Raw genomic sequence first — 14,198 nt, 5'->3', positions numbered from 1 at the left:
GATGGGGGCGACCCCGAGGGCGACCGCCCCGAACCCGAGCGGCGGGCCCCGGGCGTCCCCGCGGGGCACGCGGGGCCGCCGGTGCGTGCACGCGGCGGCGACCACGTCGGCCCGCGTGAGCGTGGCCGTCATCCGGAGACGGCCTTCGCCCAGCCGGACGCGATGACCGTCTTGGCCTTGCTCTGCTGGGCCTCGGTCGGGAAGGACGGCGTGCCGGTCACCTGCGGGAGCTTGGCGGCGGCGGTCTTGTCGAGCGTGCCGGCCGACTCCATGGAGGTCATCAGCACCGGGCGCGCGTAGCCCTTGAGCCACAGGTTCTGGCCCTCGGCGCTGTACAGGTACTCCTGCCACAGGCGGGCGGCCGCCGGGTGCGGGGCGTCCTTGTTGATGGCCTGCGAGTAGTACTGCGCGTACTGGCCGTCGGTCGGGATGGAGACCTTCCAGTCGACGCCCTTGGACTTGAACTCATCGGCGTAACCGGCGTTGAGGTAGTCCCAGTCGATGGAGATGGGCGTCTCACCCTTCTCGACGGTGGCCGGGGTGGACTCGACGGGCGTGTAGTTGCCGTTCTTCTTCAGCTTGCCGAAGAAGTCCAGGCCGGGCTGGATGTCGTCGAAGGAACCCTTGTTGGCGAGCGCCGCCGCGTACACGCCGCCGAAGGCCGAACCCGACTTGGTGGGGTTGCCGTTGAGGGCGACCTGGCCCTTGTACTGCGGCTTCAGCAGGTCCGCGAAGGTGGTCGGACAGGTCTTCACGCGCTTGGCGTCGCAGCCGATGGAGATGTAGCCGCCGTAGTCGTTGAACCACTGCCCCTTCGGGTCCTTCTGACCTTCGGGGATCTGGTCGAAGGAGGCGACCTTGTACGGCGCGAGCAGCCCCTGCTGAGCGGCGCTGAGCGCGAAGGAGGAGCCGAGGTCGAGGACGTCGGGCGCACGGTCCTGGCCCTTGCGGGAGGTCACGGCGTTGATCTCGTCCTGGCTGGAGCCGTCCGGGTTCTCGTCCGTGATCTTGATGCCGTACTTCTTGGTGAAGCCGTCGATGAGGGCACCGTAGTTGGCCCAGTCGCGGGGCAGCGCGATGGCGTGCAGCGTGCCCTCCTTCTTGGCCGCCTTCACCAGGGCGTCCATCCCGCCGAAGTCGGCGGCGGAGGTGGCGGTGGCGGCGTTCTTGCCGTCGGCGGTGGTCGACGAGTTGGTGGGAGCGGCGCCGCAGGCGCTGAGGGCCAGCGCGGCGACGACTGCGAGGGAACCACCCAGGACGGCGTTTCTCGGCGGGGACACGGTCACGGTCTCTCCAGGGGTGCGCACGAGGGTTGAGCAGAGCGGAGAACTTGTCTGAACAAGTTGGCCTCAGTACGCCCGTCAATGGTGTCTTGTTCGTAAACATTGGCGAAACCGTGACCCCTTCTTCTCTGCACACTCCTGGCTGACACGGATCACCGAGCGAACTCGACTACGCTGCTCACGCTGTGCACAGTGGCCGACTCAGAGGGGAAGCATGACGGCGCGACACGAGGAGATCGCCGACGAGCTGCGGAAAGCCATCGACCGCGAGGAGTACACAGTCGGCAGCCGACTGCCCGCGGAGACGGAGCTCGCCGCGCAGTACGGCGTCTCGCGCGGCACGGTCCGCCAGGCCGTCGCGGCCCTCACCGCCGAAGGGCTCATCGGCTCCCGCCAGGGCGCCCGCCGGGTGGTGCTGGCCAGCCGCCGCAGCCAGAGCTTCGCGGAGCTTCGCAGCTTCGCCGAGTGGGCGCGCGCGATGGAGCGCGAGGCGACCGGACACGTGGTCGAGCAGGAGTACCGCCCGGCCACGGCCGAGGACGCCGTACGCCTGCAACTCCCGGAGAAGACCCCGGTGTTGCACGTCCTGCGGGTGCGCGGCCTGGACGGCGAACCGGTCCTGCTGGAGCGGACCGTATACGCCGACTGGATCTCCCCGGCCGTCGAGGCGATCGAACCCGACTGCCCGTCGGTGACCCAACGCCTGTACGACGACACGGGATTGGTCTTCGCCTACGGCGAGCACGTCATCGACGCGGTGGCGGCGGGCGCGCAGGACGCGGAGCTGCTGGGCATCCGCCGGACCAGCCCGCTGCTGCGGGTCCGCCGGGTCACAACCACCCGCGAGGGACGGCCTGTTGAGTGGTCGGACGACCGCTATCGCTCGGACGCGGTGAGCTTCAGCGTGCACAACTCGATAGGGAACAACGCGCTCGCGCGCAAGACGGCGGAGTGAGCGCAGGAGCTTTGGGCGGGGCTCAACCGGCCGCCACGCAGAACTCGTTGCCCTCCGGGTCGGCCATCACCACATGGTGCCCGTCGACCTCGGTGAGCACCCGGCCGCCCGCGTCCACCAGCCGCCCGGCCTCGGCTCTGATCGCCGCCCATCTCCCCTCCGGGCCGCCCCGCGCGGGCACCCGGATGTCGAGGTGCAGCCGGTTCTTGGCGGTCTTGGGCTCGGGGACCTTGAGGATGGACAGGCGCGGTCCGATGCCGTCGGGGTCGCACAGCCACGCACCGTCGTCCTCGCCCCCGTCGTCCTCCGGGTCGTAGTGCGCGATCCACTCGGCGCGCGTGGCGAAGGGAGCGGGCGGCGGCTCGTCGACGTAGCCGAGGGCCGTCTTCCAGAACGCGGCGAGGAGTTGGGCGTCGTCGCAGTCGAGGGTGAGATCGATTCGTGCTGCCATGCCCCCGACCGTACGACCCGGCACTGACAATCGCCCTTACGTGGGCGACCCGGACGAGAAGCGGCGCAGCAGCGGGGACAGCACCAGCACGGACTTCGTCCGTTCCACGAACGGCTCCCCCGCGATCCGCTCCAGCACCCGCTCGAAGTGGCGCATGTCGGCGGCGAAGACCTGGACGACGGCGTCGGCGTCACCGGTGACGGTGGACGCGGCGACCACCTCCTGGTAGCGCTCCAGGCCCCGTCGGATGGTGTCCGGGGAGGTGTTGTGCCGGCAGTAGATCTCGACGAACCCCTCGGTCTGCCAGCCGAGCGCGGCCGGGTCCACCCGTACGGTGAACCCGGTGATGGCGCCGGTGGCCCGCAACCGGTCCACGCGCCGCTTCACGGCGGGCGCGGAGAGGCCGACGAGCTGCCCGATGTCCGCGAAGGAGCGGCGGGCGTCCTCGGCGAGGGCGTGCACGATGCGTTCGTCGAGTTCGTTCAGCACTGCGGGCGGTTCACTTCTCTGCGCTGGCCGGGTGGGAGCGGCGATGGCCGTATACGAAGTAGAACACGGGCCCGACAGCGACGCCGAGCGCCCCGTTCAGCCCTCGTCCGGATCCCCCGCCAGGGCCCGCGCCTTCGCCAGGTCCTCCTCGTCGAACCCCATCCGCCCGGGCTGTCCGTGCACCTCCGCCTGGGCGTCGATCCAGCGGGTGTGCGCCTCCCAGGCGGCCTGCTTGCTCATGCCGAGCGCGGCCCCGATCTGCGTCCAGGAGGCACCGGCCTCGCGGGCCGCGCGGACGGTGAGCTGACGGCCGTAGGCGGCCTTGCGGGCGACGACCTCGCTCAGGGCGAGCAGTTCCAGCGTCTCGGCCTTGTCGAGCGCCTCGGCGTCGCTGCCGAAGCCGGCGAGGGACTCGCGGGTGCGGAGGTCGTCGAGGCGGGCGACGGCGGTGAGGAGGGTGTGCTCGGCTTCGATGCTCTGGGGTGTGGTCATAGGGTGAGCGTTGCGTCAAGGCCGCTTGACGTCAAGAGAGCCTGACGGCAGTTCCTTGGTGAGGAAGGTGCAGGGGTCCACGCATTCGTGGACCGTCCCGTCACGGTCCTCGTACGACCAGCGGTCCACGTAGTCCGTCAGGGGCAGGTAGCCGAGCCGCGCGTAGAGGGCGGCGGCGCGCGGGTTGTCGGCCGCGACCCCGAGACCGAGGACCGTACGGCCGCGCTCCCGGGCCAGTTCCTCGGCGCGCCGGATCAGCGCGCCGCCGATGCCGTGCGAACGCAGTCGCGGGGGCCATACGGCGAGGCCGTTGAGTTCCGGGCAGCCGGGCAGCGCCGCCCGCACCTCGGGCGCCGCGCAGCCGTCCCAGATCACGTCCGCGTGGCCGACCGGCCGGCCGTCGAGCCACGCGACGAGATAGGTGCTCCCGCCCGCCTGCTGCCGCGCGAACCGTCGGGCATGCGTCGAGACGGCCCCCGGCGAGCCGATGAACTCGTCGAGCAGTGCCACGTCGGCGGCCCGGCACACGGCGATCTCCATACGTGCGACGGTAGTCGCCGGAGTACGCCGACGGCCCCCGAATATCCGCACGCCGGGACAACAGGGGCCGTAGCAAAGGAAGTCGGGTCAGCTCCAGCTGGCGTGCAGGGGCTTGCCCTCCGCGTAGCCGGCCGCGCTCTGGATGCCGACGACGGCCCGCTCGGCGAACTCCTCCAGGGAGGCGGCGCCGGCGTAGGTGCAGGAGGAGCGGACGCCCGCGATGATCGAGTCGATCAGGTCCTCGACGCCCGGGCGGGCCGGGTCGAGGAACATGCGGGAGGTGGAGATGCCCTCCTCGAACAGCGCCTTGCGGGCGCGGTCGTAGGCCGACTCGTCGGACGTGCGGTTGCGGACCGCGCGGGCGGACGCCATGCCGAACGACTCCTTGTAGAGGCGCCCGTTGGCGTCCTGCTGGAGGTCGCCCGGGGACTCGTACGTGCCCGCGAACCACGAGCCGATCATCACGTTCGACGCACCGGCCGCGAGCGCCATGGCGACATCGCGCGGGTGGCGGACGCCTCCGTCGGCCCACACGTGCTTGCCGTACTTCCTCGCCTCGGCGGCGCACTCCTTGACGGCCGAGAACTGCGGGCGGCCGACGCCGGTCATCATGCGGGTGGTGCACATCGCGCCGGGGCCGACGCCGACCTTGATGATGTCGGCGCCCGCCTCGATGAGGTCCTTGACGCCCTCGGCGGCGACGATGTTGCCGGCCACGATCGGCACCTGCGGGTCGAGGGCCCGCACCTGGCGGATCGCGCTGATCATCGACTCCTGGTGGCCGTGCGCCGTGTCGATGACGAGCGTGTCCACGCACGCGTCCAGCAGCTGCTTGGCCTTCTGTACGAAGTCGCCGTTGATGCCTACGGCGGCGGCGATCCGCAGCCTGCCGTCCGCGTCCACGGCCGGTGAGTACAGCGTGGCGCGCAGGGCGCCCTTGCGGGTCAGGATGCCGGCGAGCCTGCCGTCCTTGTCGACGGCGGGCGCGTAGCGGCGGTTGGCGCCGTCCAGCCTGTTGAACGCCTCGCGCGGGTCGATGTCCGCGTCGAGCAGCAGCAGGTCACGGGACATGACCTCGGCGAGCTGCGTGAAGCGGTCCACACCGGTGAGGTCGGCGTCGGTGACGACACCGACCGGGCGCTGGGCCTCGTCCACGACGACACCGGCGTTGTGCGCGCGCTTGGGCAGCAGGGCCAGGGCGTCGGCGACGGTCTGGTGCGGGGCCAGCCGGATCGGGGTGTCCAGGACGAGGTGGCGGCTCTTCACCCAGGACACGACCTCGGTGACGACCTCGATCGGGATGTCCTGCGGGATGACGACGAGCCCGCCGCGCCGGGCCACGGTCTCGGCCATGCGCCGGCCCGCGATGGCGGTCATGTTGGCGACGACCAGCGGGATCGTGGTGCCCGTGCCGTCCGGGGAGCTGAGGTCCACGCCCTGACGCGAGCCGACCGCACTGCGGCTCGGCACCATGAAGACGTCGTCGTACGTCAGGTCGTACGGGGGCTGGATGTCATTGAGGAAACGCACGTGCTGCACATCCCAGTCGATCGAGGTGACCCCCGGACAGGTCAGCCAGGGGGAAGAGCACGTACTTCATTGTCCCATGTCAGGCGGAATGCCATGCCTCGGATCATCGTCCAGGCAGGTCACGGGGGTCTCTGGAGGAACGTCCAAGGGAGGCCCGCGGTTCAAGCGCGGGGCTCCGTCGGGACCGGGACCACGGCGACCGTGCGACCCGCCGGAACGCCGGAACAAGGGATCAGTACAGGAACCGGTGCAGCGGAGCCGACTCGGTGAGCAGCATGGTCAGCCGGTGGGCGAGCCGCTGCCACGCCTCGTCCTGCCCATAGGTGAGTCTCACGTCCTCGTCGCCGTCGGCCGCCTCGATCGCCGCGAAGAGCGTGGCCGTGTCGGCGTCGGGCGTGAGGTCCACCAGGGACAGCACCCGAGCCAGCGCGCCGACCAGGCCGACGGCGGTCTTCTCGGGCGTCAGGACGGTGGCGCGGACCGCGGACACGACGCCCGAGGGGTCGGGCAGGTCGGGCGGCGCCACCAGGAGCCCGGACAGCTCGCGCAGCAGCGCGTACAGCAAGTCCGTGTCGTCCGTGGGCAGTTCGACGATGCGCAGGCCCTCGTGCTCCCAACGGCCGTTCGGCGTCCACACCTTGGGGCCGCGCGCCACCGCCTCGGCGAGTGTCTCCCGCACCCGCCGGAAGACCACGAGCCCGTCCGCGAAAAGCGCGTGCCCACCGGCTCCCCTCGCGGACTCGGCCAGCGGCGCCAGCAGGTGTTCCTCGACCCGGTCGCACTGCGCGTCGAGATCCGGATCCACGACCACGAGACGCACCGACGTGCGCTGCTCCTGTTGCTCCATACCGACCACTCTGCCAGCCGCCTGTGACAATCGGCCTAGCGCCCGGCTCCACCCAGCGTCAGCACCACGGACAGATTCGGCGTCCGGTCGACCGCGTCACCGAAGACGTCGACCGCCGTCTCCCACTCCCCCGGCCGCGCCTTCGCGTACCCCCTCCAGTTCCGTACGACGACCAACAGGCCCTGCTCCACGGCCTCTTCGGGCCACACGGTGTGGTCGCCGAGGCTGTCGGCAAGCGCGTCCCAGTTGCGCCCGAACCAGTCGGGGAGCTGGAGGGCGCGAGCGACCCCGTCCATCAGGCCGGCCTTGTCCGTGACCCCGTCGAGGTCGAGGGTGACCGCGAGCTGCGTCATCTCAGTACCGTCCTGAACGACTTGTAGTGATCATCGGTGTAGTAGATCTCGCCGCCCTGCCCGGTGACAATGCGACGGGCCCCGCGATCGCGCGAGCCCGGCGTCCGGACGGTGTATTCGTGGTAGTAGCCGCGCTTCTGCTCCGGCAGCAGCTTCTCGTAGTTCCCGAAGACGACCCCGTCCTTGGCGTACGGGAAAGGTCCGCCCCGGTCGATGAGGGTGATGGTCTGCCGTGCCTCGGCGGGGAGTTGGGAGACCTTGACGGTCCCCGTGCCGCCACTCGTGGCCGTGGTGGACGAACACCCCACGGGCAGCAGTACGACCAGAAGGACGAGAAACACCCGGGAGACGAACCGCAGCAGCATGCGCCCGATGCTGCCACGGCCGTCCCCGTACGGGTCGTTGCCGGGGCCCGTCAGATCCCGTCGGGGTCCGTCCGGGCGAGCGCCGACTTCGGCGGCGCCCCGGCCGTCATCAGATAGTCCGCGGCGGCGGTGTCCGTCACCAGGCTGGTGACGAGTCCGGACCGCAGCACCGCGTCGATCGCCGCCGCCTTCCGCTGCCCGCCCGCGATCGCGACGACCTCGGGGATACGGCGCAGCTGGTCCGCCTTGACGGTGATGCACCGCTCGCCCAGGTCCCGGCCGACCCGGCGGCCCTCGGCGTCGAAGAGGTGCGCGGACGTCTCTGCGGCGACACCGAGGGACGAGTAGTGGGCCCGCTCCGCGTCGCTGAGCATGTCGTAGACCGTGGAGATGCCCGGCTCCCAGGAGCCGATGGAGACGCAGGCGACGGTGACCTTGTCGAAGTACTCGAAGGCCCGGGCGATTCCCGTCTGGTGGCGCAGCGCCTCCGCGGTGGCCGCGTCCGGGAGCAGCATCGGCGCGTAGATGGGGTGGGCGTCGCCGCCCGACACCTGCGCGGCCCGCCGTACGGCCTCGACCGAGCCGCGCTCGGCGGTCCCGGCGTCGTACACGCCCGTCAGCTGGACCACCGTGCAGGGCGGCAGCCGGTCGAGGGCGGCCGCCATGTGGATGGTGGACCGGCCCCAGGCGAGGCCGAGCACATCGCCCTCGTTGACCAGCTCGCCGAGCAGGTCGGCCGCGACCTCCCCGAGGTTCTCGGGGTCGGGCGACTCCTCGCTGACCTCGGCCGGGGACTCGACCACGACGGCGTGCCTGAGGCCGTACCGGGCGCGCAGCGCGTCCGAGCGCTCCGCGTCCAGTTCGGCCGGTACTCGGATCTCGATGCGTACGAGATCCCGTTCGAGGGCGGTCTCCAGGACCCGGGCCACCTTGAAGCGGCTGACGCCGAACTCCTCCGCGATCTGGATCTTGGACTTGCCCTCGAGGTAGAAGCGGCGGGCCATGGCCGCCGCCTGCACCAGCTCTGCGGGTCCCATCCGCATGGCTGACCGGCCCGCCGACATACCCGACACGGCGATCTCCTCACTGCTGTTCACACTCTGGATTCGCCGTTCATCCTTGCAGATCCGGCGCTGTTGATCAGCCTTGATGGCCGCCGTTCACATACCTGCCGCTCAGTGGTCGCACGCCCAGGATGCCTTGCTCACGACCGCTTCGGCCTGTGTGCGCAATGCACGTACCGCCGCTGCCGGGTCGGATGCCCCGTAGACCGCCGAACCGGCGACGAACACATCGGCTCCGGCCTCCGCGCAGCGCTCGATCGTCGAGGCCGAAACTCCTCCGTCGACCTGCAGCCACAGCTCCAGCCCGTGCTTCCTGATCAGCTCCCGGGTGCGGCGGATCTTCGGCAGCATGATGTCGAGGAACGACTGGCCACCGAAGCCCGGCTCCACGGTCATGATCAGCAGCATGTCGAGTTCGGGCAGCAGGTCCTCGTACGGCTCGACGGGCGTCGCCGGCTTGAGCGCCATGGAGGCGCGGGCGCCCTTGGCCCGAATCTCACGGGCGAGCCGCACCGGGGCCGCGGCCGCCTCGACGTGGAAGGTGACGGAGGAGGCACCCGCCTCGACGTACTGGGGGGCCCAGCGATCGGCGTCCTCGATCATCAGATGGCAGTCCAGCGGGGTGTCCGTCGCCCGGGCCAGCGACTCTACGACCGGCACGCCGAGCGTGAGGTTCGGGACGAAGTGGTTGTCCATGACGTCGACGTGGAGCCAGTCGGCGCCCTCGACCGCCTTGGCCTCCTCGGCGAGGCGGGCGAAGTCGGCGGACAGGATGCTGGGGTTGATCTGCACGGCCATGCCCCAAGCCTGCCATGTCCCGCGGAGGTTAGCGGCATCGGTCGGTGGCGGACGAGACCGGGTGCGGGGTGAGGGGCCGCCGCGCCCACTGCGAGAATCCCCGCCTGAGCGAAGAGGGAGATGGCATGGGACAGCCGTTCGGCTCCTATCAGAACGAGATCTACTTCAACGGGCTCGGCGGCATCGTGCCGTCCTACCCCATGGCTTTCGCGGAACTGGAGGAGAGGGCGAGCGCGGCACTCCCGCCCTCCGTCTGGTCCTACGTCGCGGGCGGCGCCGGCGACGAACGCACCCAGCGCGCCAACGTGACCGCCTTCGACCACTGGGGACTGGTCCCCCGGATGTTCGTCGGCGCGGCCCAACGCGACCTGTCCGTCGACCTGTTCGGCCTGAAGCTGCCCTCCCCCGTCTTCATGGCACCGATCGGCGTCATCGGCCTGTGCGCCCAGGACGGACACGGCGACCTGGCGACCGCGCGGGCCGCCGCGCGCACCGGCGTGCCGATGGTGGCCTCCACGCTCACGGTCGACCCGCTGGAAGAGGTATCCGCCGAATTCGGCGACACTCCAGGCCTCTTCCAGCTCTACACCCCGACCGACCGCGACCTCGCCGCGAGCCTCGTCCACCGCGCCGAACAGGCCGGCTACAAGGGCATCGTGGTCACCCTGGACACCTGGATCACCGGCTGGCGCCCCCGCGACCTCTCGACCGCCAACTTCCCCCAACTGCGCGGCCATTGTCTCGCCAACTACACCAGCGACCCGGTCTTCCGCTCCCGCCTGACCCGCACCCCGGAGGAGGACCCCCAGTCCGCGGTCCTCCTCTGGACCCAGCTCTTCGGCAACCCCCTCACCTGGGACGACCTCCCCTGGCTGCGCTCCCTCACCACCCTCCCCCTGATCGTCAAGGGCATCTGCCACCCCGAGGACGTCCGCCGGGCCAAGGACGGGGGCGTGGACGCCGTCTACTGCTCCAACCACGGCGGCCGCCAGGCCAACGGCGGCCTCCCCGCCCTCGACGCCCTCCCGTCCGTGGTCGAGGCCGCCGACGGCCTCCCGGTCCTCTTCGACTCAGGCATCCGCACCGGCGCCGACATCGTCAAGGCCGTCGCCCTGGGCGCCACCGCCGTCGGCATCGGCCGCCCGTACGCCTACGGCCTCGCCCTCGGCGGCACGGACGGCATCGTCCACGTCCTCCGCTCCCTCCTCGCGGAGACGGACCTGATCATGGCGGTCGACGGGTATCCGACGCTGGCGGATCTCACGGCGGAGGGTCTTCGGCGCGTGGAGTGAGGAGCGCGTCCGCGTGGCGGGGGGGGTGGTCGGGCAAGGCGGTCGGGTCGGGCCTGGGGTGGCTTGACCGACGGGGGCCGTCCGCGATGTCGTTACTCTCCGGGGCCAGCGGCTGGACAGGCCGGGCTGGCGGCCCGATCAGACGAACGCGCTGTCATTCGCGGAGCACACAGCAGCGTGCCGCACCAGCGCAGCGGCCGGAAGCCCGGCCGTCGTCAACTCCCTGACCTCACACCACTGACAGTCAGCAGTCCGCCACTGTCACGAGGCCCCGGGCCGCCGCATCCCGCAGGGCTCCTTCGTCATGCACGGACGACACGCCCAGCGAGTTGTCGAGTCTCCGCCCACCACGCACCGACAGAGCGGCAGGTCACCCGGTCCTGCGGATCAGCGCCAGGTACATCGCGTCGGTCCCGTGCAGATGCGGCCACAGCTGTACGTCGGGGCCGTCGCCGAGGGCCGGAACGCCGGGGAGGAGGGGGCGGGCGTCGATCAGTTCGGTGTGCGGGAACTGCTTGAGCAGGTCGTCCACGACGGCGCGGGTCTCGGCGAGGTGCGGCGAGCAGGTCGCGTAGCCGACGACACCGCCGACGCGGACGGATTCCAGCGCGGTGCGCAGAAGCCCGCGCTGGAGGGGCGCGAAGCCGTCGAGGTCCTCGGGACGGCGCCGCCAGCGGGCCTCGGGGCGGCGGCGCAGCGCGCCGAGTCCGGTGCACGGCACGTCCATCAGGACCCGGTCGAAGCTGTCGGGCCGCCACGGCGGCCGGGTCCCGTCGGCGGCGATGACCTGGTACGGCCCGGGGTTCCCGGCGAGCGCCCTGGCCACCAGTCCCGCGCGGTGCGGCTGCTTCTCGGAGGCGAGGAGCGTCGCCCCGCGCTCGGCGGCCACGGCGGCGAGCAGCGCGGCCTTGCCGCCGGGCCCCGCACATCCGTCGAGCCACTTCTCGTCCGGCCCGTCGAGCGGCGCGTTGGCCAGCGCGAGGGCGACCAGCTGACTGCCCTCGTCCTGCACCCCCGCCCGGCCCTCCTTCACGGCCGCCACGGCCCCGGGCTCGCCGCCCTCGCTGAGCCGCACGGCGTACGGCGACCAGCGCCCCGGCAGCGCGGCCTCCTCGCGCAGCAGTTCGTCGATGGTGGACCGGCCGGGCCGGGCCACGAGGGTCACCTCGGGCCGCTCGTTGTCGGCCTCCAGCAGGTCCTCGATCCCGGCACGGGGGCCGCCGAGCGAGTCCCACAGCGCGGAGACGACCCAGCGCGGATGCGAGTGCACGATGGCGAGGTTGTCCTCGGGATCGTCGTCGTAGGGCGGCGCGACCCGTTCGACCCAGGTGTCGAAGTCGTCCTGCGCGACCTTCCGCAGCACGGCGTTGACGAACTTGGCCCGTCCGTCGCCGAGAACGACCCGGGCGAGTTCGACGGAGGCGGACACGGCCGCGTGGGTCGGGATCCGCGTCCCGAGCAGCTGGTGCACCCCGAGGCTGAGGACGTCCAGCACCGGCGGGTCGACCTCCCGCAGCGGCCGGTCGACGCACGAGGCGATGATCGCGTCGTACGTCCCCTGCCGCCGCAGCGTCCCGTAGACCAGCTCGGTGGCGAGCGCCGCGTCCCGCGCGTCGAAGTCGCCCTTGTCGCGCGCCTTCCGCAGCAGCGGCGGCAGCACGAGGTTGGCGTACGCGTCCCGCTCGTCGACGGCCCTCAGCGCCTCGAAGGCGAGGATGCGGACGGGGTCCTTCTGCGGCCGGCGGTAGGGCTTGCCGGGCTTACGGGGTCGCGGGGACTGCTCACTCACGAAAAAGGTGCTCCGGATTTCTGGCCGAGATGTCCGTCCAGCCTACGTCGCACCGGCCGGACCGCGCGCGGGACGTCACCCGGTGAGTGTCCCGACCGTCTCCCCCGCCCCGATCCGCGCCCCGCGCGCCCAGTCCGCCGCCCGCATCGGCTTCTTGCCCTGCGCCTGCACCCACAGCAGCTCGACGGCGTACGACCCGGTACCCACGTACACGTTGTTCTTGCCGACGGAGAGTTCACCGGGCGCGAGGTCGGTCCGCTCCGGCACGGGCACGGCCTGCACGATCTTCAGCCGCTCCCCCCGGAACCCGGTCCAGGCGCCGGGTGCCGGGGTGCACCCGCGCACCACCCGGTCCACCCGCAGCGCCGGAGCCGCCCACTCCACCTGCGCGTCCTCGACGTTGATCTTCGGAGCGAGGGTGATGCCTTCTCCCGGCTGCGGTACGGCCTTCAGGGTGCCGTCCTCGATGCCGTCCATGGTCGCCGCGAGCAGACCCGAGCCGGCGAACGCGAGCCGGGTCAGCAGGTCACCGCTGGTGTCGGTGGGGCGGATCTCCTCGGTGACGGTGCCGTAGACGGGCCCGGAGTCGAGCCCTTCCTCGATCAGGAAGGTGGAGGCGCCGGTGATCTCGTCCCCGGACATGATGGAGTGCTGCACGGGGGCGGCACCGCGCCAGGCGGGCAGCAGCGAGAAGTGCAGGTTGACCCACCCGTGGGCCGGGATGTCGAGGGCGACCCGGGGCAGCAGGGCGCCGTAGGCGACGACGGGACAGCAGTCGGGCGCGATCTCCCGCAGCCGCTCCAGGAACTCCGGGTCGCGTGGCTTGACGGGCTTCAGCACCTCGATGCCCGCCTCCGCGGCCCGCTCGGCGACGGGGCTCGCCACCAGCCTGCGCCCACGCCCGGCCGGCGCGTCGGGCCGCGTGACGACGGCGGCCACCTCGTGCCGCCCGGAGGCGATCAGGGCGTCCAGTGCGGGAACGGCGACCTCGGGGGTACCGGCGAAGACGAGCTTCATGGGTGCGTTCGGGCCTCTCGGGCGGGAGTGTGCGGGCAGCGCACCAGTCTATGGCGCGCGAGCCCACGGGCCCACGTCGGAGGACGCGCGGACGCCCGCAGCGCACACCGGTCCACCGGGGGCGTACGCATATGCCCTTACGCCCCCGTTGCGTGACCAGCGGAGCGCACACGCGTTGGTCAAGAAAGAGTTGACCACTATGGGCCGCATTCACGCGGCCCGATCCTTTTCAACGCCGGTTCGAGAGGCTTGTTCATGGCCGACCACGCAACCCACGACGCCCAGGCTCGGGCCAGCCTGCACTTGCTGGTGCGGGACATCGAGCGGGTCCGCCGGCAGGTGGACGCACTGCGCACGCTCACCGCCCAGCTGGGCAACGTCTACCGCCCGCGCCGCTCCGGCCCGTCCACGGGCTTCGTCGTCTACGGGCGCGCCCCCGCGCCGACGGTCCGTCTCGCGCAGGAGCTGCGGGACAGTGTCGAGACCCTGGTCACGGCCGCCGTGGACTTCGACCGCTCGCTCGGTTTCTCGTGGGACGCGGTGGGCTCGGCCCTCGGAGTCACCAAGCAGGCGGTACACCGCCGCTACGGCGCCCGCCGCGCCGCGACCCAGGCGGCGGCCGACGCCGAACGCACGACCGAGGCGGCGACGGCCCGCCCGGTCTCGGTGAACACGGGTCTCCCCCCGATGCCCGCGCTCCCGACGGTCCCCGCCGCCCGCTCCATGCCGACCCAGCCCACAGCAGGCAGCCCCACCCTCCGCGACGAGGCCAGGCCCACAGCCTTCCCGGGCCCGCGCAACGGCTGAGCCCCTCCCCCAACGCACCTCGTCTGCCTCCCGGACTCAGGCCGGGAGGCAGCTGTATGCCGGGCGCAGGGACGACCGGACGCACGGCCGGCCGGCCGTCAACGGCGAGAACCCCCGCAGGAGACC

At 71.7% G+C, this 14,198-nt stretch carries 16 protein-coding genes; 3 read left to right on the top strand and 13 right to left on the bottom strand.

Annotated features, from left to right (window positions below):
* Nucleotides 1-128 precede the first annotated feature (128 nt).
* Nucleotides 129-1,286 (bottom strand): ABC transporter substrate-binding protein, encoded by a 1,158-nt coding sequence (locus tag ACFXC1_RS48055; RefSeq protein WP_381255890.1) that lies wholly within the window; start codon nucleotides 1,284-1,286, stop codon nucleotides 129-131.
* 211 nt (nucleotides 1,287-1,497) lie between these two features.
* Between ACFXC1_RS48055 and ACFXC1_RS48050 the strand changes: the two genes are divergently transcribed.
* Nucleotides 1,498-2,238, top strand: coding sequence for a GntR family transcriptional regulator (locus ACFXC1_RS48050; protein ID WP_381255888.1), 741 nt, complete (start codon nucleotides 1,498-1,500; stop codon nucleotides 2,236-2,238).
* Between the two features lie 22 nt (nucleotides 2,239-2,260).
* Here the strand turns inward: ACFXC1_RS48050 and ACFXC1_RS48045 are convergent, their stop codons facing one another.
* The 10 genes from ACFXC1_RS48045 to rpe all read right to left on the bottom strand — a co-directional run bounded on the left by ACFXC1_RS48045 (nucleotide 2,261) and on the right by rpe (nucleotide 9,167).
* Nucleotides 2,261-2,689 carry a VOC family protein gene (locus tag ACFXC1_RS48045; RefSeq protein ID WP_381255885.1) on the bottom strand — a complete coding sequence of 143 codons (429 nt, stop codon included), beginning with the start codon at nucleotides 2,687-2,689 and terminating at the stop codon, nucleotides 2,261-2,263.
* A gap of 36 nt (nucleotides 2,690-2,725) precedes the next feature.
* On the bottom strand, nucleotides 2,726-3,178 hold the full coding sequence (locus tag ACFXC1_RS48040; RefSeq protein WP_019066424.1) for an Lrp/AsnC family transcriptional regulator: 453 nt from the start codon (nucleotides 3,176-3,178) through the stop codon (nucleotides 2,726-2,728).
* 96 nt (nucleotides 3,179-3,274) lie between these two features.
* The gene (locus ACFXC1_RS48035) at nucleotides 3,275-3,670 is read right to left on the bottom strand and encodes a hypothetical protein (protein WP_381255882.1); all 396 of its coding nucleotides are present in this window, start codon (nucleotides 3,668-3,670) and stop codon (nucleotides 3,275-3,277) included.
* 15 nt (nucleotides 3,671-3,685) lie between these two features.
* Nucleotides 3,686-4,210, bottom strand: a complete 525-nt coding sequence (locus ACFXC1_RS48030) for a GNAT family N-acetyltransferase (protein WP_381255880.1) — start codon at nucleotides 4,208-4,210, stop codon at nucleotides 3,686-3,688.
* Between the two features lie 87 nt (nucleotides 4,211-4,297).
* Nucleotides 4,298-5,740, bottom strand: a complete 1,443-nt coding sequence (locus ACFXC1_RS48025; protein ID WP_381255877.1) for a GuaB1 family IMP dehydrogenase-related protein — start codon at nucleotides 5,738-5,740, stop codon at nucleotides 4,298-4,300.
* Nucleotides 5,741-5,972: 232 nt separating this feature from the next.
* On the bottom strand, nucleotides 5,973-6,587 hold the full coding sequence (locus ACFXC1_RS48020) for a hypothetical protein (protein ID WP_381255874.1): 615 nt from the start codon (nucleotides 6,585-6,587) through the stop codon (nucleotides 5,973-5,975).
* Between the two features lie 35 nt (nucleotides 6,588-6,622).
* Entirely contained in the window at nucleotides 6,623-6,940 is a 318-nt protein-coding gene (locus ACFXC1_RS48015) for a barstar family protein (protein WP_381255871.1), read from the bottom strand.
* Nucleotides 6,937-7,305 carry a guanyl-specific ribonuclease gene (locus ACFXC1_RS48010; RefSeq protein WP_381255868.1) on the bottom strand — a complete coding sequence of 123 codons (369 nt, stop codon included), beginning with the start codon at nucleotides 7,303-7,305 and terminating at the stop codon, nucleotides 6,937-6,939. Before ACFXC1_RS48010 ends, ACFXC1_RS48015 begins: the two co-directional genes overlap by 4 nt.
* Before the next feature lie 50 nt (nucleotides 7,306-7,355).
* Entirely contained in the window at nucleotides 7,356-8,402 is a 1,047-nt protein-coding gene (locus ACFXC1_RS48005; protein ID WP_381255865.1) for a sugar-binding transcriptional regulator, read from the bottom strand.
* Nucleotides 8,403-8,480: 78 nt separating this feature from the next.
* Complete coding sequence (gene rpe / locus ACFXC1_RS48000) at nucleotides 8,481-9,167, bottom strand: ribulose-phosphate 3-epimerase (protein ID WP_381255862.1); 687 nt, start codon at nucleotides 9,165-9,167, stop codon at nucleotides 8,481-8,483.
* A 125-nt stretch (nucleotides 9,168-9,292) separates the two neighbouring features.
* Between rpe and ACFXC1_RS47995 the strand changes: the two genes are divergently transcribed.
* Nucleotides 9,293-10,459, top strand: coding sequence for an alpha-hydroxy-acid oxidizing protein (locus tag ACFXC1_RS47995; RefSeq protein ID WP_381255859.1), 1,167 nt, complete (start codon nucleotides 9,293-9,295; stop codon nucleotides 10,457-10,459).
* 370 nt (nucleotides 10,460-10,829) lie between these two features.
* Here ACFXC1_RS47995 and ACFXC1_RS47990 read toward each other — a convergent pair whose 3' ends face one another.
* Both ACFXC1_RS47990 and fmt read right to left on the bottom strand, forming a co-directional pair.
* Complete coding sequence (locus tag ACFXC1_RS47990) at nucleotides 10,830-12,248, bottom strand: RsmB/NOP family class I SAM-dependent RNA methyltransferase (RefSeq protein WP_381255856.1); 1,419 nt, start codon at nucleotides 12,246-12,248, stop codon at nucleotides 10,830-10,832.
* Nucleotides 12,249-12,323: 75 nt separating this feature from the next.
* Nucleotides 12,324-13,265, bottom strand: a complete 942-nt coding sequence (gene fmt, locus ACFXC1_RS47985; protein ID WP_381255853.1) for a methionyl-tRNA formyltransferase — start codon at nucleotides 13,263-13,265, stop codon at nucleotides 12,324-12,326.
* Nucleotides 13,266-13,520: 255 nt separating this feature from the next.
* On the opposite strand from fmt, the gene ACFXC1_RS47980 reads away from it, so the two are divergent.
* The gene (locus ACFXC1_RS47980; protein WP_381255851.1) at nucleotides 13,521-14,072 is read left to right on the top strand and encodes a hypothetical protein; all 552 of its coding nucleotides are present in this window, start codon (nucleotides 13,521-13,523) and stop codon (nucleotides 14,070-14,072) included.
* Nucleotides 14,073-14,198 lie beyond the last annotated feature (126 nt).

Source organism: Streptomyces hokutonensis (genome assembly GCF_042751305.1).
Taxonomy (GTDB): domain Bacteria; phylum Actinomycetota; class Actinomycetes; order Streptomycetales; family Streptomycetaceae; genus Streptomyces; species Streptomyces hokutonensis_A.
The sequence above is the reverse complement of the archived record's forward strand: the minus strand, read 5'-3'. Positions and strand labels throughout refer to the sequence as shown.

What these genes read in the sequence shown, in the direction of transcription:
- rpe (WP_381255862.1), bottom strand. Translation starts at nt 9,167, where the DNA reads ATGGCCGTGCAGATCAACCCCAGCATCCTGTCCGCCGACTTCGCCCGC.
- ACFXC1_RS48030 (WP_381255880.1), bottom strand. Translation starts at nt 4,210, where the DNA reads ATGGAGATCGCCGTGTGCCGGGCCGCCGACGTGGCACTGCTCGACGAG.
- fmt (WP_381255853.1), bottom strand. Translation starts at nt 13,265, where the DNA reads ATGAAGCTCGTCTTCGCCGGTACCCCCGAGGTCGCCGTTCCCGCACTG.
- ACFXC1_RS48050 (WP_381255888.1), top strand. Translation starts at nt 1,498, where the DNA reads ATGACGGCGCGACACGAGGAGATCGCCGACGAGCTGCGGAAAGCCATC.
- ACFXC1_RS48035 (WP_381255882.1), bottom strand. Translation starts at nt 3,670, where the DNA reads ATGACCACACCCCAGAGCATCGAAGCCGAGCACACCCTCCTCACCGCC.
- ACFXC1_RS48045 (WP_381255885.1), bottom strand. Translation starts at nt 2,689, where the DNA reads ATGGCAGCACGAATCGATCTCACCCTCGACTGCGACGACGCCCAACTC.
- ACFXC1_RS48015 (WP_381255871.1), bottom strand. Translation starts at nt 6,940, where the DNA reads ATGACGCAGCTCGCGGTCACCCTCGACCTCGACGGGGTCACGGACAAG.
- ACFXC1_RS47980 (WP_381255851.1), top strand. Translation starts at nt 13,521, where the DNA reads ATGGCCGACCACGCAACCCACGACGCCCAGGCTCGGGCCAGCCTGCAC.
- ACFXC1_RS48020 (WP_381255874.1), bottom strand. Translation starts at nt 6,587, where the DNA reads ATGGAGCAACAGGAGCAGCGCACGTCGGTGCGTCTCGTGGTCGTGGAT.
- ACFXC1_RS48010 (WP_381255868.1), bottom strand. Translation starts at nt 7,305, where the DNA reads ATGCTGCTGCGGTTCGTCTCCCGGGTGTTTCTCGTCCTTCTGGTCGTA.
- ACFXC1_RS47995 (WP_381255859.1), top strand. Translation starts at nt 9,293, where the DNA reads ATGGGACAGCCGTTCGGCTCCTATCAGAACGAGATCTACTTCAACGGG.